General features: G+C 45.0%; 18 protein-coding genes and 3 pseudogenes. 7 read left to right on the forward strand and 14 right to left on the reverse strand.

What is annotated here, in order from left to right:
* Positions 1-10: 10 nt before the first annotated feature.
* The 3 genes from L1D11_RS15065 to L1D11_RS15075 form a co-directional block, all read right to left on the reverse strand.
* Positions 11-334 carry a DUF4144 domain-containing protein gene (locus L1D11_RS15065; RefSeq protein ID WP_239833006.1) on the reverse strand — a complete coding sequence of 108 codons (324 nt, stop codon included), beginning with the start codon at positions 332-334 and terminating at the stop codon, positions 11-13.
* An 88-nt stretch (positions 335-422) separates the two neighbouring features.
* Positions 423-1,214, reverse strand: a complete 792-nt coding sequence (locus tag L1D11_RS15070) for a CLCA_X family protein (RefSeq protein WP_239833005.1) — start codon at positions 1,212-1,214, stop codon at positions 423-425.
* A gap of 144 nt (positions 1,215-1,358) precedes the next feature.
* On the reverse strand, positions 1,359-2,024 hold the full coding sequence (locus L1D11_RS15075; RefSeq protein ID WP_239833004.1) for a flavin reductase: 666 nt from the start codon (positions 2,022-2,024) through the stop codon (positions 1,359-1,361).
* Between the two features lie 258 nt (positions 2,025-2,282).
* Between L1D11_RS15075 and L1D11_RS15080 the strand changes: the two genes are divergently transcribed.
* Positions 2,283-2,690: a hypothetical protein gene (locus L1D11_RS15080; RefSeq protein WP_239833003.1), complete on the forward strand. Its 408-nt coding sequence runs from the start codon at positions 2,283-2,285 to the stop codon at positions 2,688-2,690.
* Between the two features lie 69 nt (positions 2,691-2,759).
* On the opposite strand, the pseudogene L1D11_RS15085 reads toward L1D11_RS15080, so the two are convergent.
* Positions 2,760-3,391 (reverse strand): annotated as a pseudogene (locus L1D11_RS15085) (hypothetical protein).
* A gap of 242 nt (positions 3,392-3,633) precedes the next feature.
* Here L1D11_RS15085 and L1D11_RS15090 point away from each other — a divergent pair.
* Together L1D11_RS15090 and L1D11_RS15095 are read left to right on the forward strand one after the other, a co-directional pair.
* Positions 3,634-4,182 carry a DUF2975 domain-containing protein gene (locus L1D11_RS15090; protein WP_239833002.1) on the forward strand — a complete coding sequence of 183 codons (549 nt, stop codon included), beginning with the start codon at positions 3,634-3,636 and terminating at the stop codon, positions 4,180-4,182.
* 10 nt (positions 4,183-4,192) lie between these two features.
* Positions 4,193-4,426, forward strand: a complete 234-nt coding sequence (locus L1D11_RS15095; RefSeq protein WP_239833001.1) for a helix-turn-helix transcriptional regulator — start codon at positions 4,193-4,195, stop codon at positions 4,424-4,426.
* A 71-nt stretch (positions 4,427-4,497) separates the two neighbouring features.
* Here L1D11_RS15095 and L1D11_RS15100 read toward each other — a convergent pair whose 3' ends face one another.
* Complete coding sequence (locus tag L1D11_RS15100; RefSeq protein WP_239833000.1) at positions 4,498-5,145, reverse strand: glutathione S-transferase family protein; 648 nt, start codon at positions 5,143-5,145, stop codon at positions 4,498-4,500.
* 98 nt (positions 5,146-5,243) lie between these two features.
* On the opposite strand from L1D11_RS15100, the gene L1D11_RS15105 reads away from it, so the two are divergent.
* On the forward strand, positions 5,244-6,095 hold the full coding sequence (locus tag L1D11_RS15105) for a LysR family transcriptional regulator (protein ID WP_239832999.1): 852 nt from the start codon (positions 5,244-5,246) through the stop codon (positions 6,093-6,095).
* Positions 6,096-6,199: 104 nt separating this feature from the next.
* On the opposite strand, the gene L1D11_RS15110 is transcribed toward L1D11_RS15105, so the two are convergent.
* The 7 genes and pseudogenes from L1D11_RS15110 to L1D11_RS15140 form a co-directional block, all read right to left on the reverse strand.
* Positions 6,200-8,314, reverse strand: coding sequence for a methyl-accepting chemotaxis protein (locus L1D11_RS15110; protein WP_239832998.1), 2,115 nt, complete (start codon positions 8,312-8,314; stop codon positions 6,200-6,202).
* A gap of 379 nt (positions 8,315-8,693) precedes the next feature.
* Positions 8,694-10,188 (reverse strand): annotated as a pseudogene (locus L1D11_RS15115) (deoxyribodipyrimidine photo-lyase).
* Between the two features lie 102 nt (positions 10,189-10,290).
* The gene (locus L1D11_RS15120; protein WP_239834670.1) at positions 10,291-11,028 is read right to left on the reverse strand and encodes an NUDIX domain-containing protein; all 738 of its coding nucleotides are present in this window, start codon (positions 11,026-11,028) and stop codon (positions 10,291-10,293) included.
* 240 nt (positions 11,029-11,268) lie between these two features.
* Positions 11,269-11,670, reverse strand: a complete 402-nt coding sequence (locus L1D11_RS15125; RefSeq protein ID WP_239834671.1) for a hypothetical protein — start codon at positions 11,668-11,670, stop codon at positions 11,269-11,271.
* Between the two features lie 186 nt (positions 11,671-11,856).
* A complete protein-coding gene (locus tag L1D11_RS15130; protein ID WP_239834672.1) occupies positions 11,857-12,189 on the reverse strand; it encodes a multidrug efflux SMR transporter in 333 nt (110 codons plus the stop codon).
* A gap of 149 nt (positions 12,190-12,338) precedes the next feature.
* The gene (gene fghA, locus L1D11_RS15135) at positions 12,339-13,178 is read right to left on the reverse strand and encodes an S-formylglutathione hydrolase (protein ID WP_239834673.1); all 840 of its coding nucleotides are present in this window, start codon (positions 13,176-13,178) and stop codon (positions 12,339-12,341) included.
* 168 nt (positions 13,179-13,346) lie between these two features.
* Positions 13,347-14,744 carry an S-(hydroxymethyl)glutathione dehydrogenase/class III alcohol dehydrogenase gene (locus L1D11_RS15140; RefSeq protein WP_239862608.1) on the reverse strand — a complete coding sequence of 466 codons (1,398 nt, stop codon included), beginning with the start codon at positions 14,742-14,744 and terminating at the stop codon, positions 13,347-13,349.
* A 322-nt stretch (positions 14,745-15,066) separates the two neighbouring features.
* Between L1D11_RS15140 and L1D11_RS15145 the strand changes: the two genes are divergently transcribed.
* The 3 genes and pseudogenes from L1D11_RS15145 to L1D11_RS15155 all read left to right on the forward strand — a co-directional run.
* Complete coding sequence (locus tag L1D11_RS15145) at positions 15,067-15,411, forward strand: SMR family transporter (RefSeq protein WP_239834869.1); 345 nt, start codon at positions 15,067-15,069, stop codon at positions 15,409-15,411.
* A gap of 231 nt (positions 15,412-15,642) precedes the next feature.
* Positions 15,643-17,940 carry a formate C-acetyltransferase gene (gene pflB / locus L1D11_RS15150; protein ID WP_239831921.1) on the forward strand — a complete coding sequence of 766 codons (2,298 nt, stop codon included), beginning with the start codon at positions 15,643-15,645 and terminating at the stop codon, positions 17,938-17,940.
* Positions 17,941-18,043: 103 nt separating this feature from the next.
* Positions 18,044-18,155 (forward strand): annotated as a pseudogene (locus L1D11_RS15155) (QacE family quaternary ammonium compound efflux SMR transporter); the annotation flags it as partial.
* Positions 18,156-18,850: 695 nt separating this feature from the next.
* On the opposite strand, the gene L1D11_RS15160 reads toward L1D11_RS15155, so the two are convergent.
* The gene (locus L1D11_RS15160; protein WP_239831922.1) at positions 18,851-20,965 is read right to left on the reverse strand and encodes a TonB-dependent receptor; all 2,115 of its coding nucleotides are present in this window, start codon (positions 20,963-20,965) and stop codon (positions 18,851-18,853) included.
* A gap of 142 nt (positions 20,966-21,107) precedes the next feature.
* Positions 21,108-22,418, reverse strand: coding sequence for a SidA/IucD/PvdA family monooxygenase (locus L1D11_RS15165; RefSeq protein ID WP_239831923.1), 1,311 nt, complete (start codon positions 22,416-22,418; stop codon positions 21,108-21,110).
* Positions 22,419-22,459: the final 41 nt, after the last annotated feature.

The following is a 22,459-nucleotide window of genomic DNA, read 5'->3' on the forward strand; positions in this document are numbered from 1 at the left end:
TGAGTCGATATTAACGAGCTTCAAAAGCCAAAGACTGAATCGCTTCTTCAATAGTTGGGAAGTGAATTTTCATTAGGCACACTTCGGCTTTCTGGAACTCATGGTTGCGAATCAGTTTGGTCACGTTTTCAACCGAATATTGCTCAGGTCGTTTGGTGAGAGATAGTTGGTGTGAGCTGGATCTAAGCGAATAGTTTTTACCTTCAGAATCGATGAGGTAATCATCTTCGCCCAAGATCATGTCTGAGCATTCTGCCTGAAAGTCACTCTCGGATGCGACGTAAATCAGTTCATCATCGCCGTCGAGTTTTACTAAAGATGGCCAACGGATCATTACAGCCTCTGAATCATATATGTTGAAGTGTATCGACTATAAACAGTTTTGAACTTTGGATCATCTATTGTTCTAGCTGTTCAAAACGCTACTTACTTAAAGAGCGGCCTAGCGGTGCAAAATAGCCTTGTATCGCATTGTAGATTTCTTCTCTATGCGTGAGGTCTGGATAGAGGGGGAACATATCCGGCTTTGTTGTACCATCGACTAGATATGAGTTTTCGATATCTGAGCAGGATTCAATGGCAGATTCAAAAGCGCGTGCCATCATCTCTGTTGGTAACGAGAAATAACGGGCAGATGTCGCTTTGTCGGCTATGACACTTCGGGTAACGTAATCGTGTTTATCCAAGTTATTCTCACTGAGTAGTGTAGTGTCGAACAGCGACATCAGACTCTCGTTTAATGGATGAGGTCTTACTTTTCGATCGTGTAACCAACAATCGCTGGCAAACAAGATGTGTTTTCTCGGGCCTGAGGTGTCACCAATCTCAAACGCTTTTTCAGCAATGTAGTGGTCAAATGCATGCCAAAACTCGTGAGCGAGCGCGCCAGCTCCGGCATTCTTAGCGAGGGCTAGTTCTCGTTGGTTAGGCGCGTAGTGTGCTTGCACGCCTTTTCTGCCGCCACTGCCGAACGCTAAACCTAAGGTTCCGCGCAGGCCAATTGCTTCTGGTGGCAAAGCCAAGATGTAAGCTAAGTCTGCTAGCGAATCGAATATCAAGTTCGCAGCCAAGTCCTTCTCTTCTTTGGTTACCCAAGCGCCCACACGAATGCTGCCCATACCGAAGGTCTGTTTAATGTCCATGAAAGACAATTGGTCGCCATGTCGGTAGTCTGGGCCTTCGCGCGTTTTGTATTTAAAGCGAGTTAACTTCAAAAGAGTCCTTGGAAACAGACAGAAGAATGAATGGGATGCTCAGCGAGACGCACTTGTCGGAGATGCATCTCTTAGAATTAAAGGAAGTTAGCACTTTTGATGGCAAATTGCTGAACAAAATGACTTTGAGTTAGGTTGAAGGACTTACCATGAGGTGGGATCGCCTTCTCGGGTGAGCGGAAACAATGGCTCACCGGGTTTGGCGTAGCTTAATCGGTGCAGCCTTTGAGTTACGTGGTAGCTATCAAGTCCTGATACCGTGACTATATCCAACGCTTCTAAATCAAGGTAGCCATCCGGCATTAGAGCGTGCTTGGGTGCGTGAATCGTTACAACCTCACCGATCAGCATTTGAGTTTGATTGCTTTCGATTGTGATCTTTTCTTTGAACGCTAACCCTATTTTTAAATTGCTTTCCAAGACGAAGGGAGCGGGAAAAAAGTCGTCATAATAGGGTGTGAGACCGACCGCGTTAAATTCAGAGACTGGCTTGGGGTAGCGAGCCGAGGTTTGATGGGCCTTTTTCACAAAATCGGCTCCAATGCTGTTAACGGTGAAATGCTGAGTTTCTACAATGTTTTCTAGCGTATGACGACGACTTTTGTCAGGACGAACAATAAAGCCAAGCAGAGCAGGATCAGACCCAAGATGGATAACCGAGCTCACTGTCGCAAGGTTCTCGACACCCTGTTTATCACAAGTACCAATGAGGTTGGCGCTTTTGAACCCAGACAGGGAATTAACTAAACGAATGCGCTGGCGTTGATCCATTGTTTGAAGATCGTTCTTTGACAGGGTGATGTCTTTCATATTCTCTTCCTATTTGATTCAACGAACTTTTTTTGAACCCATATGTACGAACATGGGCTTTTTACCGATCAAAGAAATCATTCGCTCAGTAATCTGTGTTGTGCGAGTTGTTAACTGGGTATATTGGTTCGCCTTTGTCACATTTAGGTGCTTTTTCGTTCTAAGCCCATTAAAAGGCGTGCTGATTAAATTTGTTATTGCAGCGGTTTGCTATTGAGCGATACCATATAGGGCTATTTCTTTGGTAAAGATTTAATTATGTCAGATGAAAAACTCGCTCTAGAGTGGATGCGCCAACAAGCTCATAAAGTTGATCCATACGTTATCAACCCATCGTTTGATGAATGCGTTGAGTTGCTTGATCCTGCCTTCAAGAAAGGTAAAAGTGTTGCTCAATTAAAGTATCTGTTATCAGAAGCAGATCGCCGAGCGGGTGCTGCCGAGCGTAAACATGCGGCTTTAAAATATGCCAAAGAGAAAAGCCCAAATGCTGGCCAAATCTTGCGTTTACAAAGCAAGCTTCAACAAGTTCAGTTGGCTCTTAAACTTGCTACTGGCGACAGCAACATGACCATCTCTCAGTTCTGTTCTGAATATGATGTGACCAAGCGTGACGGTAACACGGCGTGGAATGAAAAGCTGGTTGAGCAGGGTAAAAGAAAGTAGTCATTAAAAAGCCTGAAAATTGTTTTTCAGGCTTTGTCGTGAGTCTATTTATTCAGAGCTAACCCCACGCTAAGGTCGAATGTTATTAAAGCTGACCTTCTGTGTTCCATCTCTAAGATTCTCCAACTTAACTACATCCCCTTGGTAGTAATACGGTTCCATTGGCATTTCACTGTTCTAGCGTAGTAAAGGGTTTCTGGTTTAGCGGCAACTTGCTGAGCGTATAAATAACCAATCAAAGTATGCTCAAATTGATGGTAGCCATTGCCCCAATAAAAAGCCTTGGTACGCTTAGGTTCAAGCCCTACACCATCATTTTGCTTATTTTCTAGTTGGTCAATGATGTAGTAGGTACCTTGCTTGGTAAGCGCTAAAGCCTGCTTGTCTCCGGTAAGATGGTAGAGCACGCCATAGGCATAGGTTTGGCGTGACTTCATCCGAGTGAACTCTTTGCCAAAGTGCGGCATGATCCAGCCTTTGTTCAGTTCAGGTCACACATCGGAAACATCGAGCAAGGTACCGTCATCACAGCGGAAAGTAGGGATGTTGCCTATCAGTTCCCCTTGAGCGCTAGGCATCAATCAGTAAGGTGCTAACCCTTCAGTAGCATGATTGATCCGGTCTTCACCAGAAGGAAGAGGTGCGTTGGCAGATACGGCGAAGCTAGTAACACTTAGTCATGCGATCGTTGCTCGTAGCATGATGTTTATCTTAACTATTTGAATTTATTTGGATTTATTTGAATATAAACAATCACACCTGCACATTGTGATTCGGCGATCACAATCGACCAAATTATTGTGGTGTAGATGAAGGACTATGTGGGTCTCACTCATTAAACGTTGTAAATAAGCAATAAATTATCGTTTTTCGATAAATTATTGTTGATCATCGTTTTTTTTGATCTTAGTATCCTCCTGTCAACTCCACAGGAACATTAACTATGTCTAACATCCAAAAACAGAGCCGACGTGTTCGCATGCTATTGCAGTCCTTTCTTGTACTTACTCCTATCATGGTGTGCTACTTCTGGTTAACTGTTGAGACTCCCTATGACTTTATTAGTTCTACTGGTATTTTTTACCTCACTTATGATATCGGGAGTTACACGATGTTGCCGCTTACTATGACAACAAGAATGGTTGCGGCGTTCACAAGCTTAGCGATGTCTAGCATCCTGGTATACGCACTAGTCGTTCTGATACGTTTATTCCGTAACTATGAGCGAGGCGAAATCTTCTCACTAGAAAATGCCATGTTTTACCAGAAGCTCGGATATAGCTTGTTCTATTGGGTATTCGGCTCCGTTATCTATGGTTCATTGATGTCAGTGATTTTGTCGTTCAATAACCCACCAGGTGAGCGTATATTTGAGGTTAGTTTTGTGGGGATGGACTTTTTGACCCTTATAGTCGGTATAATTATTTTAATCATCTCATGGGTGATGAAAGAAGGTTATATTCTGGCTGATGAGCACAGCCAAACGATTTAAAGGACTTGTCATGACTATCCGCATTAATTTAGACATTATGATGGCCAAGCGAAAAATGCGATTAAAGACATTGGCACAAGAGGTTGGGATTACTGAAGCCAACTTGTCGGTGTTAAAGAATGGCAAGGCCAAAGCGGTAAGGCTATCTACACTAGACAAGTTGTGTGAAGTGTTAGAGTGCCAACCGGGTGACATATTGGAATTTGAAGCGAACGTTCACCAAGACAGCGCTACTGCTGAATAGCGAGTCAGTAGATCGTATTCCCTTATGAAAACAATGAGTCTCGAACTTATTCGAGACTCATTCGATCCAAATTAAACCGGCTCTCCTGACTCGTCTTCTTCAACGATATCTTTTTCTAAACTCGCCTCTGCCAACCATTTCTTTATCGACGGACTATTCAACACACGTTGTTGATACTGTTGGGCTTTATCCGAAAGCTTGATGCCGTAGGTTTCGACTCGCAGTGCTACTGGTGCAAACATCGCATCAGCAATCGACCATTCACCAAATAGCCAGCCCTCTGGGTATCGCTCCATTTGCTCATACCAAATGGCATCGATGCGGGCGATGTCTTTCTGGGCGCCCTCACTCAAAACCAGCTTTCTTTTAGCTCGGCAATTCATTGGTAACTCATTTCTGATGTTGAAAAAACCAGAGTGCATTTCTGCCGAGATAGCTCGGGCCAAGGCGCGCTCTGCAACTGAAGCTGGCCATGCCGCACCGTTTAGGTAGGCATCATTAACGTATTCGAGAATGGCGAGTGAATCCCACACTGCAACGTCACCATCAACCAGAGTCGGCACTTTTGCAGTGGGTGTCACTTTCGCTAACGTGTCGTAGAAATCTGGTGTGAACAGCTTAAGTTTGATGACGTCTGCGTTGAGGTTGTAGTGATCGAATATTAGCCATGCGCGCAGTGACCAAGTGGAGTAGTTCTGATTAGCAATATAAAGCTGCATAAATGCTTCCTTGCGTTTGGTGGGTATGCATTTGAGCTTAAGGGATTGTATTACGGCGCACTAACGGATAATTTTGATGCAATACATTAATAAAAACGATGGATGGTGATTTCAATATGGATATTGATGCGTTGCGAGGCTTTCTCGCGTTTGTGGAGACCAGCAGTTTTACACGTGCTGCGAAGCAGATTAATCGCACCCAATCGGCCTTTAGTGCTCAGATGCGCAAGTTAGAGGAAAAACTGAACGTCACCCTGTTTCAAAAGGAAGGACGTAACCTAGTTTTGACTGAGGCGGGCTTGGCATTGCGTTCTCATGCGGAGCAGCTCGTCGCACTCCACAATACGGCTTTGAAACAAGTAAAACGTTATGAAGACAAACAGCCTCTGCGATTAGGTTGCCCTGAAGACTATAACGACAGCATCTTGCCGAAAGTGATTAAGCTGTTGCAAAACGCAGAACCCACGTGTTCCATTCAAGTATTTAGCTTGCCAAGCATTACGCTTAGAGAGTGGCTTGATGATGGTAGGCTTGATGCTGCGATTGTCACTCGTGCTCCCGATAGCGAAGAGGGATATTGGCTAACCAATGATGTGGGCGTTTGGATAAGCAGCCCTGATTTTTTGTTTGATGATTCTAAACCTGTCCCGCTCGCCCTGTTCCAGACGGATTGTAAATACCATGCTGCGGCGGTGAATGGTTTAACCAAACAAGACACGCCTTATCAACTTTTGGCGTGCAGTAATACGGCTTCAGCGCAGCGTGCAATCGTCAAAGCTGGGTTGGCAATTGGTGCGATGGGTAAGCTCAGTGTCACACCTGATTTGAAGATTCTCGACGACATGCCGCCGTTACCTGCGGTGGATATCGTACTGTTGCTCGCGAGTAAGCATCACCCTGTGTTGGACAAAGAGGTTCTCAATCAGCTGATTGAGTTGGATTCCAATTAAGATTGGTTGCTCGGTGAGACGCATTGATGCTGAGAGCGAACCATAAATAGAAAGGCCGAGAACATTGCGTTTCTCGGCCTTGTTTTTATGGAGGAGAGAGCGAATTAAGAGAGCTTAAATTTACTCAACTCTCCGTGTAAATCTCCGGCTTTTACTGTCAGCTCATTACTGATTTCTACTGAGGAGGTCATGGTGTCCATCACTTCCACGGCGGTGTCGTTAATGATGACTACATTACGGTTAATCTCTTCAGATACTGAACTTTGCTCTTCAGCTGCAGAAGCGATTTGATTGTTCATGTCGTTGATGACTTCAATGGCTTGGTTAATCTCAGACAGCGCTAAATGAGCTGCTTGAGTTTCGCCTTTGGTATCGTTCGCTTGCTTTTGGCTTTGCTCCATCAATACCACGATAGATTGGGTCTCTTGCTCTAGACGCGTCAGCATTGAGCGGATCTCTTCGGTCGAACCTTGAGTACGGTTTGCTAGATTACGCACTTCATCGGCCACCACCGCAAAGCCTCGCCCTGCTGATCCCGCGCGAGCAGCCTCAATGGCAGCGTTCAGAGCCAGTAGGTTCGTTTGTTCTGCAATACCCCCAATTTCGCTCAAAATACCTTGAATAGCGGTGCTCGAATCGACTAAATTTTGCGTTTGTTGCTGCGCATCATTCACCTGAACCGCTAAGCTATCAACTGCGCTGGCGGCATTGTCCATGCGTGTCATGCCGTTAAGGCTATTACTTTGTACCTGGCTAGCGGCCGCAGCGGCTTGAACGGCTGAGTTCGCTACTTCTTGCGCAGTTGCACTCATCTCATTGATTGCAGTGGCCAGTGAGTTCACTTCGTTTACTTGAGCATTCAACTGGTCACGTGAAACCTCTGCACGGGCTTGACCTTCAGTTGCGTTCTTATCGACTTGGTCTGCTGTCGCCATTACAGTAAGTAGCATCTCTTGTATACGAGATAGGAAGGTATTGAACCAGTGAGCCAATTGCGCGGTCTCATCTTTGCCTTTTACTTCGATGCGATAGGTTAAATCGCCTTCGCCTTGTGCGGCATCTTTGAATCGCTCGACCAAGTTATTGAGAACTTTGCCCAGAGAGTTGGCGATCAATGCCATAGATATAATGCCTAGAAGAACGGCGACGATCCCCGCCCACACACCTTTATCAAGCGCTTTCGAGTTCTGTTCATCACTCCACTGGGTGTACTCGTCGACACTTTTTGCAAGGTGACTACTGGGAACCGATACCATGACTACCCACGGTGCGTCGCTAGTATCGATAGCAGTTATGGCGTACTCATCTCCGCCAAATGTAACCAACCCAGCCCCAGACTGTTTAGCGATAGACTGAACTCGCGACCATTCTTTTTTTAGCTCTGGCGAGACTTTCTTACCCACCATGTTTCCGGCACTGCTGTTGGCTAGGGTAATGCCTTTCCATGAAGTGATGAGGATTCTACCTTGTCCGTCGAACAGGTGACGAGCAAGATCTTCACTCTGGATTTGCAGTTCATGAAGTGACAAATCGAAGCCAAGTGAACCGATGATCTTACCGTTCTGTTTGATTGGTTGGCTGATGGTAGTAATAAGCTCTTGCTTACCACGAACCGGATAGAAGTACGGTTCCATTACGAATGTTTTACCTGTTTGGTAAGGCATTAAGTGCCAGTCGTCTTTGCGTTCGCCATTGCTGTTTAACTCGGTATTGCTGAAGCTCTCCATTGCGACCGCATCAAAGCTGTTTTGGTCATTGGGAGAGAAGAAAGGGGCAAGGTAGCCCTCACTATTAAAACCTAATTCGCTGTCCAAGCTTATCTCGCCATTGAGATCGGTTTGTTGTGGCCAAGTCTTGTTCTCCCACACCATGTAGCCAGCAAATACGGCTTTGTTTTGTGCTTCTAAAGCGGCGGTAAACTGTTTAACGATAAGGTCTGCGCTAGCGTCAGTTTCTGAACTCAATTCAATAATTGCACTCGCTTGTTTTAGGTTGGCTAATACTGGGTTAAGTTGGTTGGAAATATTCAACCCTTGCTGAAGTGCCGTGTGTTGTAAATCGGTTGCCGTAGCATCGGTTAACTGCAGTTTCACTTTCTCAGTGACTTGTTTATTCACGTCGGTAAAAGCGCTAGTGGTCATGCCCATTGCGATCAGCAGGGTGAAAGCCATCGCCCCACCCGCACTCACCGCAATTCGCGTTCGTATACTGTTAAACATATGCTCTCTCTATCTAAATAGTGGTAGTTTTGCAGAGATTTTAAACAAGATAAGTGAACGGAAAATACAAAATAATGAACACAAAAAGAATAGGGTGATCAAAGCTATAAATAAGATTGCATGACGTGCAGTTTTGGTTTTGAGAGCTAGGTTTAGATGAAAGCATAAATCATCATTGATATATTGCTAATTATATGTATTTATTGATTTTTAATGATGATTGGGTAGCCTAGTTTCTTGCTAAGATTACGCTTCTGCTTTTTTATATTGTGACCATATGTAGATTACTCATAATGTGACTCATATCACTATTAATTTTATTTAGCCCGGTGAATTACCACTCTTCTTATAAGTGATTTAAAGATAGGGCGCCGTTGTATTAGCTCACCCGTGTCGATTTGCTTTGCCTTTTTGATGGCCTGACATGGCGAGTCAAAATACGACTTCGCTCTTGTTTTACTTCTGTTAGCTTTCGCCACGACCACAAACGCATTCGTGCTTCTTTAGCACTAGTGTCGAGATCGACGACTGGGTTAAGGTAACGAGAATCCGGTTCAAGCTCGTGCATCATTACTTCCATAGGCGTCATTTTCCAAGGCTCAAACAGAAGTGGATTGGGTATGTCTGAAAGTTCTGGTACCCATTTTCGGATGAAATCTCCATCAGAGTCGTGTTCTTGGGCTTGCTTTGTTGGGTTGTAAATTCGGATGGTGTTGATGCCCGTTACTCCAGCTTGCATTTGAAACTGTGGGTAATGAATGCCGGGTTCAAAATCGAGAAACAGCTGCGCTAAGTGAGTGACACCATCACGCCAGTCCATGTTCATATGGTGAGTGAGAAAGCTCACCAGCATTGAGCGCATACGGAAATTAATATATCCCGTATGATGCAGGCAGCGCATACAGGCATCGACCAACGGCACGCCTGTCATCCCCCATCTTCCATGCCTGTAGATATGAGGGATCTTTTACCGTCTCATTTTGTAAGAGTGCTTCGTAGGCGTGATTGATGCAGCGATATTCCATCGCGCATTCCGATTCAAACTTCTGCATGAAATGACAGTGCCAATGAAGCCTTGAAGAGAGCGCAATCAAGCTGCGACGAAATCCCGCGACTTGCCAGTGCCCCAATAGGTGTTGATAAACTTCACGCAGCGATATGTTGCCCCAAGCCAAATATGGGGATAGTCGAGTACAGGCATGGCGTGAGGCTTCTGGGCTTGAGATGCTGCGATAATAATCGCGCCCACGGCGCTCAAAGAAGTCGTGTAACGTTGCCCATGCCAGTGCACTTCCGCCAGTTTGTATGCCGTTAACTTTGGTTAACCATGCTTGTGGAGGCTCGATAGCGAGTTCAAGCTCTTCAGCATCTAGGGTATGCAGTGATTCCGTAGTTAACTGACTTCCTTCTATGGGAGCACGCATCACACTGTTCCAATGCTTGTCCCAACCGATTCTGTCTTTCGACCCTCTCACGACAGCGCCCTGTGCGAACTCTTGCCATGGGATGTTGTGCTCTTTAAGCCAAGCAGAGAGTTGTATGTCACGCTCAAAGGTACAATTTAATCCTATCTCTTGATGAGAGAAGACGTTTTTGATGTGGTAACGAGATTGGATCGCTTCGAAGCAGTCCATCGCATTGCCACTAAGTATGGAAACCTGATGTCCATACTCTTTCAACGACTGATTCATGCACTGGAGTGATTGCCAAACAAACCGCCAATGTCGCTCAGAATAGTGGGTATTGTTTAGCAGCATGGGTTCGAAAATGTAGAGCAATATCGTTGGGTGTTGACCTGATAATGCTTGTTGTAAAGGTGTGTGGTCGGTAAGCCTTAAATCGCGCTTTAGCCACACTATGTTGATTGTTTGCATCTGAGCCCTCTTTCGTTTTGAAGCATTACGAATCAGAGGGCTAAATGTCTCACTGGAAGTGAATTTTATTTATTGATAATGGAAGGGCTAACTATGAGCGTTCTAGCTTTTCGAAAAGAAGATCTCTGGCTTGTGGGTTGGGCCTGAATTACCTTTTAGCTGAGTGAGCTCCAAACCGTGTTTGCCAACCAACGACGCGACCATCTGACGGTTGAACGGGTAGTTCTCAGTGTTGTGGATGAACTCTTCCACATCTACCCATTTGGCTTCTGCGATTTCATCCGTGTCTTGAATCGCAATCTCTTGAGTCTGAGCGATAAGGTGACAAACAAAGTAGAGGTTCGATTTGCCAAATTGATATCGATGGCGCGTTGCCATCCCAACCACTGAAACGAACTTGGCTTCTATGCCTGTCTCTTCAAAGGTTTCTCGAACCACAGACTCTTCAATACCCTCACCTAGCTCAATATGACCGCCAGGTAATTTATAATCTGTCATGCCGTGTTCTTTAATCATCAGTACTTGGTTGTGTTCGTTAGTTATTAACGCGCCAACACCTAAAGTGTGGGTCGGAATGAAAGGCACAAACTCTACAATCTCGGATTTGTGGATCAGCGTTATCTCGTCTTCTAGACAGTTGTGAAACACAAAGCCAAGCTCAGTCGCGACAGGGATAAGGTGCGAGAGTGAAATAGGTAAGCTAATCCAAGTAATACCTTTGTTGTTTTGTTTTGAAAATTCGGTGATTTCACTGAGTTCGGTATGAAATGAGTCAGCGTCTTGAGGCGCTGTCGCTGGGTCGATGATGATGCCGTTAAATTTGTCGAGCGTAAATTCCACGGGTGATCCTTTATTGTTTTTGATTTATAGGGAGTCGAGTATGGGTTGAGCTTATCGTATCTCAATAGCTTATAACACCTACACGGAGCGCGACATTTAGATTGTTTGTATCACCTTGGAGAGGAATATCGTGAGTGAATGTAGAGAGGGTAGGGAGAGTTTGAAGCGGGAGGCTAAAAACAAAAACTGCGCTTGGAAGCCAAAGCGCAGTTTTAAAATTAGGTTTATTGCAGTTTGATCTTAGCGAATATAGTTCGCATCGATGCTCACGTACCAGTGCTGTAGTTTGCCGTCGGCTTTTTTGATCCACAAATCGTTGGTGTAGCTCTCAATTTTACCGTTAACCGTTAAGTTGAATGTGTTCTCGTCGAATTCGCCAAGCTTCACAAACTGGTCTGTCGTAATCAGGAACGGGTCCATGTCGTCCACGCCAACCACATCTGAAATCACATAGTAGTGGTAGGTTAGCGGCTTGCTCGCATCATTCGGGTTGCTGCGGTATGCCACAAGCTTGAACGGTTCCGTTAATGGAATGTCGAGCGTTTGCTTGTCCATTGTTGCTGGAATCGGGATAAACAGCCAAGCGGTAAACAGACCGCTCAATAAAACCATCAGGAAGAAAAGAGTCTTAATTGCTTTCATAACAACCTTCAAAATAGGTGATGTTGAAGGCGCTATGGTAACAGGTTTGATTTGTCTATTGTAAGAGTATGAATAAGTGAAGGCGGCATCACTCTGTTAGGAAATTTGAACGAATTGACTCACTGTTCATAACTTGTTTCTTGTAAATCTGAACGGGTAAGCCCCTTATGATAACTCATTGTTCAATTAATGAGCGTGCCCTTGTGATAGATTGATCAACATGACGCCTGCGGCAACAAGCCCCATGCCAATCCAAACTTTAGTGTCCAGATGTTGGCTGTAAACAAAGCTCGAGATTAAGCTCACCGTCAAAATCGCTAGTCCAGCCCATAAAGAGTGCACCACACCAACCGGCATCTCTTTCATGGCTTGGCTTAAGAATAAAAAGGCGGCCAAGTGTCCTGAGATAACCAGTAAAGCTGGGACTGGTTTAGACAAACTAAATCCGTCGGTGGCTTTAAGTGCAACGTGAGAAAGTGCTTCAGCCATTACGCCCATTATCAAGAAAAACCAGCTCATATTCGTACCTTTATCTTTGTATTGTTTGTGTTGTTATAGCAAGAGTGTTTGAAAGTGGTAATTGGTGCTAATCGCGGATTAGCTCATATTGCAGGCACAAAAAAGCCCGCACCTCACGCTTTTGCAAGGTGCGGGCTAAATAGGAGTGACTACTTGTTTAAGTAAGTAGCGTGGAACTCAATGTGCTCGTCAATAAAGCTAGAGATGAAGTAGTAGCTGTGGTCATAACCAGGCTGCATACGTAGCTCTAAATCGGCATTGCTTACTGTGGCTGCTTCAACTAACTGTTCAGGTTTCAGTTGTTCAATTAGGAAGTTGTCCGCTTCGCCTTGGTCAACCAACATTGGCAGCTTAGTGCCTTTCGTTTTTAGAAGCTCAGAGGCGTCGTACTGTTTCCACTCTTCAATATCTAAGCCTAGATATTGGTTAAATGCTTTTTGGCCCCAAGGGCATTGCATTGGGTTACTGATTGGGCTAAATGCAGAGATAGAACGGTAGCTATCTTCGTTCTTGATGCCAATCGTTAGGGCACCGTGTCCGCCCATGCTGTGACCAGAAATTGATTTCACAGATGTCACAGGGAAGAAAGACTCAATCAGTGCTGGAAGCTCTGTTACCACGTAATCGTACATGTGGTAATGGCTATCCCATGGCGCTTGAGTGGCATTCACGTAGAAGCCTGCACCTTGGCCTAAGTCGTAGCTTTCATTGTCAGCAACGTTCTCACCACGTGGGCTTGTATCTGGTGCAACAATAGCGATGCCTTGCTCAGCTGCAGCTTTAAATGCGCCGGCTTTTTGCATGAAGTTTTCATCGGTACAGGTTAGGCCTGATAACCAATACAAAACAGGAACTGGGTTTTCTTTGCTTGCATTTGGTGGCAAGAAAATCGCGAAACGCATATCGCAGTCAAGCGTTGCAGAAAAGTGGGTGTATTGTTTGTGCCAACCACCAGCAACCTTTGCTTGGCTAATGTTTTCGATTGTCATTGATTGTGCTCCGTTAGGTTGATGGTTTCGGAATTAATGTATTGTATTTTGTCTAGCTTAGGCTAGAGGTTTCACCACCCACCGGGCAGGAGGTGGTGAAGACAGTTTCGCTCTGATGTTTACGTCAGAACTGTGGTCTCGACACCTAGGTGCCGAGACCAAGGAGAATTATCTGTCCATGTGTAAAACAGTACGGATAGATTCACCTTTGTGCATTAGGTCGAATGCGTCGTTTACTTCTTCAAGGCTCATTGTGTGAGTAATGAACTCTTGAAGGCCAAACTCACCCGCCATGTAACGGTTTACGATTTCTGGTAGTTCAGAGCGGCCTTTAACACCACCGAAAGCAGAACCACGCCATACACGACCTGTTACTAGTTGGAATGGACGAGTTGAGATCTCTTGACCTGCGCCTGCAACACCGATGATTACAGATTCGCCCCAACCTTTGTGACAACACTCAAGAGCTTGACGCATCACGTTTACGTTACCGATACACTCGAATGAGTAATCAACACCACCGTCTGTCATCTCAACGATAACGTCTTGGATTGGCTTATCGAATTTCATTGGGTTGATGCAGTCAGTCGCGCCAAGTTGTTTCGCTAGCTCGAATTTGCTCTCGTTGATATCAACACCGATGATTTTGCTTGCACCAGCCATACGAGCACCGATGATTGCAGAAAGACCGATACCGCCTAGGCCGAATACAGCAACAGTGTCGCCTTTTTCAACTTTAGCTGTGTTCAGTACCGCACCCATACCAGTGGTTACGCCACAACCTAGAAGACAAACTTCCTCAAGAGGTGCTTCTTTGTTTACTTTCGCTAGTGAGATTTCTGGAAGTACAGTGTACTCAGAGAAAGTAGAACAGCCCATGTAGTGGAAGATTGGCTCACCGTTGATAGAGAAACGGCTTGTGCCATCTGGCATTAGGCCTTTACCTTGAGTTTCGCGAACCGCTTGGCAAAGGTTAGTTTTACCAGACTTACAGAATTTACATTCGCCACACTCAGCTGTGTAAAGTGGGATAACGTGGTCGCCAACTTCAACGCTTGTTACGCCTTCGCCAACCATTTCAACGATACCGCCACCTTCGTGACCAAGGATAGAAGGGAAGATACCTTCTGGATCGTCACCTGAAAGAGTGAATGCGTCAGTGTGACAAACACCAGTAGCAACGATACGAACAAGTACTTCGCCAGCCTTTGGCAGTTCAACGTCAACCGTTTCACGCTTTAGTGGCTCACCAGCTTTCCAAGCAACCATAGCTTTAGATTGGATATGAGTTTGACCAGGTTTGATTTCGATAGTCANGCCAACCATTTCAACGATACCGCCACCTTCGTGACCAAGGATAGAAGGGAAGATACCTTCTGGATCGTCACCTGAAAGAGTGAATGCGTCAGTGTGACAAACACCAGTAGCAACGATACGAACAAGTACTTCGCCAGCCTTTGGCAGTTCAACGTCAACCGTTTCACGCTTTAGTGGCTCACCAGCTTTCCAAGCAACCATAGCTTTAGATTGGATATGAGTTTGACCAGGTTTGATTTCGATAGTCATTGGATGCTTCCTTTATATGTCAGTACAGCGGATAACTTTTCAATTTAGTTCAACCCGTTAAGCGTAGTCGAGCTTAATTGCTCCCGCTCTCTCGTTTTGTTGGAGCCAGTATATGTGTGGTCACAGGTTTTGATAATCCCATTAAATAGAAAATAATTATTACTCACGTGTAATAATTAATGAAATTTGAAGGGGGCGTGAAAGGGAAGGTGTTGCTAAGAGAATCTATCGAGACTCTAAACAGTAACTAAGTAGAAGGGACATTTATTGGAAATAAATAGAACATAAGCTTGCCGCCTATTTTCCAGTTGTAGGCTTGAACATGCTTTTATCTCTCCCACCACCAGTGCTGCTATCACTTGCCATTGTTCTTGAAGTGATCGCCACTTCTCTATTACCTAAAACGCAGCAGTTTACTTCTTTGCCCGAGACTGCTGCAGTATTGGCTGGCTACGGCTTTGCTTTTTACCTATTGTCTCTCACAGTGAAAACCATTTCTTTAGGCGTGGCGTATGCGATTTGGTGCGGGGCTGGGATAGTGCTAGTCGCAGCTTTGTCTTGGTTGGTCTACGGGAAAAAGCTCGATATCTACGCAGTCATTGGTATCACTTTGATCTTGGCTGGTGTGGTGATCATCAACCTGTTTTCGAGTTCGGTGAGTCATTAAGAGACAACCCCCTACTTCTTAAGCAACAAACGAATTGGAATACTAAAGATTGTTAACCTTCATAAGATATTGAATATAATATAGTAATTCTAATAGATGCATTTTATGCATGTATTCCATGAAAACAGCTCACTTTACTCATAGATTGGTCGGTTTAGTATAGCTAGCAGAAACCAATGATTATAAATAATCATCAATATTATCTGTTTATCAATAACTTAGGAGGTCATTATGACTATTCCGACAACCGATATGATGGAAGCTTGGGCGGGATTTCAAGCCGGCGACTGGCAAACATCCGTTAATACACGTGATTTTATTCAGCGAAACTATACCCCTTATGAAGGCGATGAATCTTTTCTTGAGGACGTGTCGGATTCGACGACACAGCTATGGGAATCTGTGCTGGAGGGTATTAAAGAAGAAAGTCGCACTCATGCCCCGGTCGATTTTGATACTGATATCGTTTCCACTATCACCTCACATGATGCAGGTTACATTGCAAAAAACCTCGAAAAAATCGTGGGTCTACAAACCGATAAACCTCTGAAACGCGGCATTATCGCTAATGGTGGTATTCGAATGGTGAAAACGTCGTGCGAGGTGTACGGTCGTGAATTAGAACCACAAATAGAAAAGATCTTCACTGAGTACCGTAAAACGCATAACCAAGTAGCGTTCGATCTTTATACTGACGAAATTAAAGCATGTCGTCGTTCTGGTATTATTACTGGTCTGCCAGATGCTTATGGTCGTGGACGTATCATTGGCGACTACCGTCGTCTTGCTTTGTACGGTATCGACTTCCTGAAATCAGACAAAAATGAGCAGTTCAAATCGACTCAGAAGATGCTTGAAACGGGTGGTGATTTAGATAAGACACTACGTTTACGTGAAGAGCTTACGGATCAAATTCGTGCCCTTGATGAAATGCGAGAAATGGGTTTGAAGTACGGCATTGATATGTCTTCTCCTGCTCGTACTGCGCAAGAAGCAATCCAATTTACCTATTTTGGCTATTTAGCTGCGGTTAAGTCTCAAAATGGTGCTGCGATGTCGTTAGGACGCACATCAACCTTCCTCGATGTTTACATTGAACGTGACCTTAAACTTGGTCTGATTGATGAAAAACAAGCGCAAGAATTGATTGACCACTTCATCATGAAGCTTCGTATGGTTCGTTTCCTACGCACACCTGAGTACGATTCATTGTTCTCTGGCGACCCAATTTGGGCAACAGAAGCGATGGCTGGTATGGGTGTTGATGGCCGTACCCTAGTTAGCAAAACGACTTTCCGCTACTTGCACACATTGCACACGATGGGCCCAGCGCCAGAGCCGAATATGACCGTTCTATGGTCTGAGCAACTGCCTATCGCGTTTAAACAATACGCGGCTAAAGTGTCTATCGAAACCTCATCACTTCAGTATGAGAACGATGATCTAATGCGTGCGGATTTTGATAACGACGATTATGCAATTGCATGTTGTGTGAGCCCACAGGTGGTTGGTCAACATATGCAGTTCTTTGGTGCACGCGCAAACCTTGCTAAAGCGTTGCTTTACACCATTAACGGAGGTGTTGATGAAAAATCTAACATGCAGGTTGGCCCTCAAGTTGCTCGTATCGAAGATGAAGTTCTTGATTTTGAAAGCTTAATGCCACGCTTTGATGACATGATGGATTGGCTTGCAACGCAATACGTCACTGCGCTGAACGTGATCCATTATTCGCATGACCGTTACAGCTATGAAGCATCGCTAATGGCATTAATGGATCGTGATGTTCATCGCACAATGGCTTGTGGTATTGCAGGACTATCGGTTGTTGCTGACTCGTTAGCGGCTATCAAATACGCGAAGGTAACACCAGTACGTAACGAAGATGGCATCGCTGTCGACTTTGAGATTGAAGGGGAATATCCAAAATTCGGCAACAACGATTCACGTGTCGATGAAATTGCTTGCGATTTGGTTGAACGTTTTATGAAGAAAATTCAGAAAATGAACACCTACCGTGAAGCGGTTCCAACGCAATCTATTCTTACGATTACTTCAAATGTTGTATATGGTAAAAAAACCGGTAACACACCAGATGGTCGTCGTGCTGGTATGCCATTTGGCCCAGGCGCAAATCCAATGCATGGCCGTGATGAGAAAGGTGCGGTAGCGTCACTATCTTCAGTTGCCAAACTGCCGTTCGAATACGCTAAAGATGGTATTTCTTACACCTTCTCAATCGTACCAAATGCACTAGGTAAAGATGACCTAAGCCAAAAAGTGAACCTGGCAGCACTAATGGATGGTTACTTCCACCACGAGGAAAGTGCAGGTTCGATTCGCGTTGAGGGTGGGCAACATCTTAACGTGAACGTACTTAATCGTGACATGTTGTTGGATGCTGTTGAGCATCCAGAAAAGTACCCACAGTTAACCATCCGAGTATCGGGTTACGCTGTACGATTCAACTCGCTAACACGTGAGCAGCAACAAGATGTAATTAGTCGTACGTTTACTGCTAAGATCTAACCAAAAACTTCGAGTTATACGGTTCTAAAAAAGCGCGAGAATGACATCCGTCTCTCGCGCTTTTTGTGCGTCGAATATAGCGTAATGATGTTGTTGGCTCTGCGTTGTTTGGCTGGTCTACGGGAAAAGCTCGATATCTCGCGATCATTGGCATCGCTTTGATTTTGGCAGGTATGGTGATTATCAACCTGTTTTCGACGTCGGTGAGTCATTAAGAACTGTGAGTCATTAAGAACTCTACCTCGCTTTTGCCCCATTATTATTTTCAGCTATAACAGGCGTGTTCGAAGACAACCGGAATTTAACCTAATTCTGCTCATGTGACGGCAACAAGAATCATCCAATAAAAATGATTTTTTATGTTGGTAAGGTCGGTTAGGGACAAAGGTGAGTTAGCAGCTATCTCTAGCAAATGTGTTCACCATTGCACTGTATGATGTGATGGATAGTTCTTTGGAAGAGTGCGTTGTGTATAGCAGAGCGCTGGCTAGCAACAAATGCCGAGATTTGCTTTGTTCGCGTTGATGGAAAGTTGAGAATTTTGGGATGATCTTCTCAGGTTTTGATTAGAGAAAGGCCTTTTTGTTGAGAAAGCCATGAACCCACTGGTATTGCTGGTCTATCTCATGATTCATAAAAACAAAAATTAATTCTTGCATATTTTGAACCACCCTAGTCGAAGCTAGGCAAAGTAAGCACTTATGGTGTAGCGTAAAAGATTCAATATTGGTTTTGCTCGCTTAGAAGAGACGCTTTTTCTATTTTTCACCGATTTTCAACATTCTATAGTAAAAACTTGTTGCTTGAAGGTACTTAAATTCGGACCCGGTCAAAAAGCTGTACTTAGTGATGAATCACAGCTAAATTTTGCCGGGTCGTGATTGTTGTAACAAGCTCGGTTTTTAAGCGTTTAGAACTTCACTTTGTAGTTGAGAGTGAAAGTACGGCCGCGACCTTTGTATTGGTAGAGCGCATCGCTACCCGTGTACCAGTGTTGAGCTCGTTGACTCCAGGTTGTGTAGTAGTCTTCGTTGAACAGGTTCTTAATACCGAAACCTAAGCTACCAACTGGAAGCTGGTAGTTACCTGTGAAATCAACGACTGTGAAGCCATCTAGCTCACGTTGATCAGCATCTTCGTAGTCAAACATAGTCAGGCTTTGTAGCTTCAGACTGTAGTCGTTGTCGTACCAACCAACCCAAGCGCCGGCTTTAGAAGTACTCGCCTCCATCGCTTTGTGATCTTCCCAGCCAGTGTCTGTTTCAGTTTCTGTCACAACATAGTGACCTAATAGACCAAGCTGTAGCATGTCTGTTGCCCAGTAGCTGATTTGAGCTTCCGCGCCGTAGACACGTTTTGGATCTGCAAGTCCTGAGATAGATAGGTCATCTTCGTACTGAACGGTTGCGCTTGAGTGCGAGTAGTAGATTGCAGATTGCAGTGAGAGATTATCTAAATCGTTACGGTAACCGATCTCGTAGCTGTCGGTTTTGATTCCATCTAGCTTAGAGGCTGCGACATCTTGAGTAGCGCTCTTACCGTAGTAGCGATATAGCTGAGGGATATCGAAACCTTGTGAGAAGTTAGCCCAAACCTGAGAAGTAGGGTTTATGTGATAGATAGTACCAAGGTTAAACAAGCCTTCAGCGTAATCTGTCGAGCCACCAGGAATGAAGTCCGAACTAGACGTCGCTTGGAAGTCAGACACGTCTATGTCCATTTTCTGGTAGCGATAACCCGCCTGAAGTGACCAATCTTCCATGATGCGGTATTCCGCTTGAATGAAGCTGGCGATGGATTGAGTGTCGATCCCCGGGTAACGACCTTGCATTTCGCTGATGACGTGTACTAAACCGCCCGTTGCCTCGGTCGTAGCTTGATCGTAGATCGCTTTGTCGCTATCAAACTTATCGATGTAACCGTCGATACCGTAGGTCAGGTTCCAAGAACCCAATGATTTATTAAGTGCCGCTTTCATTGCCAAAATATCAGTAGATTGGCGAGAGGAGTTAGTCGACAGAGTTGCCTTGCCATCAACTGTGTAAGGCATGAAGGTGTGATCTTCGGTACGGTAAGAGAGTTCGGAGATGAGCTGGTGGTTTAAGAAGTTGTTGTTGCTGTATGCCGCACTTAACATGACACGCTCTGTGCCTTGTTCTCGATCTGCTGAGTAGCCTTCTCTGACATCGACAAACTGGAAGTTACCGCTGCCATCTTTTTCAAAGTACAGGCCGTAAGGGGTGTCTTGTTGGCTATCGTAGTACTGCGCTAACAAGTTTAGCTGCTGGCCTTCAGCAATGTTAATCTGTAGGTTACCTAGCAGGTCAATGGTTTCGTTAAACTGAGTCGAACCCTGAGTAATATCCGGAGTTACCATCTCACCATCGGCATCGAAATAGCCTTGTGTTTTGGTGTAAGCAACCGATGCGCGTCCCTGAACTTTCTCGTTACCACCTGCTATTGACTGAGCCAGTTTGTAGTCAAAATCTTCGCTTGATGAGAAGCCTGAAGTCCCACCAACAAATGATTCAAATTCGACTTCTTCACCAGACGCTTTTTTAGTGATGATGTTGATAACACCACCCGCAGAACCAGCACCATAAATCGATGTTGCACCAGAGAGTACTTCGATGCGGTCGATGTTGAATGGGTCAATTGAGTCTAACTGACGGCTTAAAGAGCGAACTGATTGTAGCGAAACACCATCAATCATTACCATCAGGCTACGGCCACGTAGGTTTTGGCCTGAGTGGGTACGGCCACCACTGCTTACATCCAGTGAAGGGATAGTCGCTGCCAGAATCTCATCAAGGCTTTTACCACCACGGTATTCTTGCTCGATAGTCTCTGAGTCAATGTACCAAACGGTGCCCGGAATATCGCTGATCGCTTTTGGCATGTGGCTTGAAACAACCACCATCTTCTCTTGATTGCTGTATTGTTCTGCGTGCGTGGGGAATACAGTGGTAGCAGCGACTGCTAATGCGATGGCGGATAGTGGAAAACTTCCTTTTATAACGTTCATTTTCTTCTCTATGTTTATTGTTTATAGGCTCCAAAAGAGTTGTTCCCTTGTGTGATGACCTTGGTTATTGCTTTGGTAATTAAGCCTTTGCCCCGGGTGTTCTCCGAGACAAAGTGCTCAAACTGGTAATGAAAAAATTGGCTTAAATAGTGGTTTTTTCGCTGCTTGGCGTTGGGCTCAGCCAGTCGATCATTCCGCGGCCTGCATCGTTATCAAATAAGGTTTCACCGGCAAGACGGTTAATGATCTTGGCACTGCGCCACGCCATCAGGCTTAACTGTGGCTCCGCGATTCCATGACTGTGCATGCCCGCATTCACCGCAAAGATTTTGTTAGTTTGCTGACCTTCCCACTTAAGTTCGAAGTCGGCATTCATCTGATAACGGTTGTGCTCATCCATATCTAATAGCGGCAGCAGATCGCGCAGACACGCTGGGTAAGGTGCTTCAAAACCAGTTGCCAGAATAACGATGTCAGCCTGATGAGTTTCGAGGTTTTGCCCCAGAGCATTGTTGGCGGTAAGCTTGAAGCCTTCAGAGTTCTGGCTCATGTGAGTCAGGGTGCGGTGAGGCAACAATTTGACCCACTTATCCTCTTTAAGAACATCAAAGCGGTGGTAGAGCTCCTGATAAATCGTTAGCAGCGCTTTTTGGGTAATACCGTCAGAGGTGAGCTTCTGGTTGGTGATTTCGGTGTTCTTTACCGTCGGAGACAGGTTAATAAACGCATCAACGTAATCAGGTGTGAAGAACTCGTTAGTAAACGAAGCTTCATCAAGCGGTTGATAATTAGAACGACGTGACAACCAATCGAGCGATTTCGGTTTACCCCATTTACTTTGCAGTGCATTGATAAAGATATCTGCGCCACTCTGACCGCCACCGATAATCATCACACGTTTGTTCGTGAAATCTCTGTCACGCAGACCGATTTCAGCGGCGTGGAAAACGCGTTCACCGATATGAGATTGAGCACATTCAGGGATGAACGGCACTTTACCTGTACCGATACACAAGTTGTCAGCCTGATAAACCCCTTGGTTTGTATGCAGGTTGAAGGTTTTACCTGTGTATTCGACCTGTTCTACGCGAGTAGAGAACTGAACATTGTCCATCTGATGCGCAGCCCACGCTAGATAGTCAGAGAATTCATGACGACTGATACACTGCAGTTCTGCCGACAGGAAGCGATAAAACTTCTTAGTTTTGACCAGATACGAGAGGAACGAATAACGACTCTCCGGGCTGATCGCCGTGACCAAGTCTTTGAGGAACATGGTCTGCATGTTGGTGTTATCCAACAGTAAGCCTGGATGCCATGCAAAGTGTTCTCTGCCCTCAAAAAAGCGTGACTTAATTTGTGGCTTTTCATTTAACAGCGCAGCGACGCTAAGGTTAAATGGGCCAGCTCCAATACCAGCTAGATCGAGTTTGACGTTGTGAGTGTGTTCCATGAGCACAATCCTTTTCTTGGGTTATTTATGCGGCTTAACTT

Origin of the sequence: Vibrio sp. Isolate32, from assembly GCF_022397955.1 — a bacterium.
Lineage (GTDB): Bacteria > Pseudomonadota > Gammaproteobacteria > Enterobacterales > Vibrionaceae > Vibrio.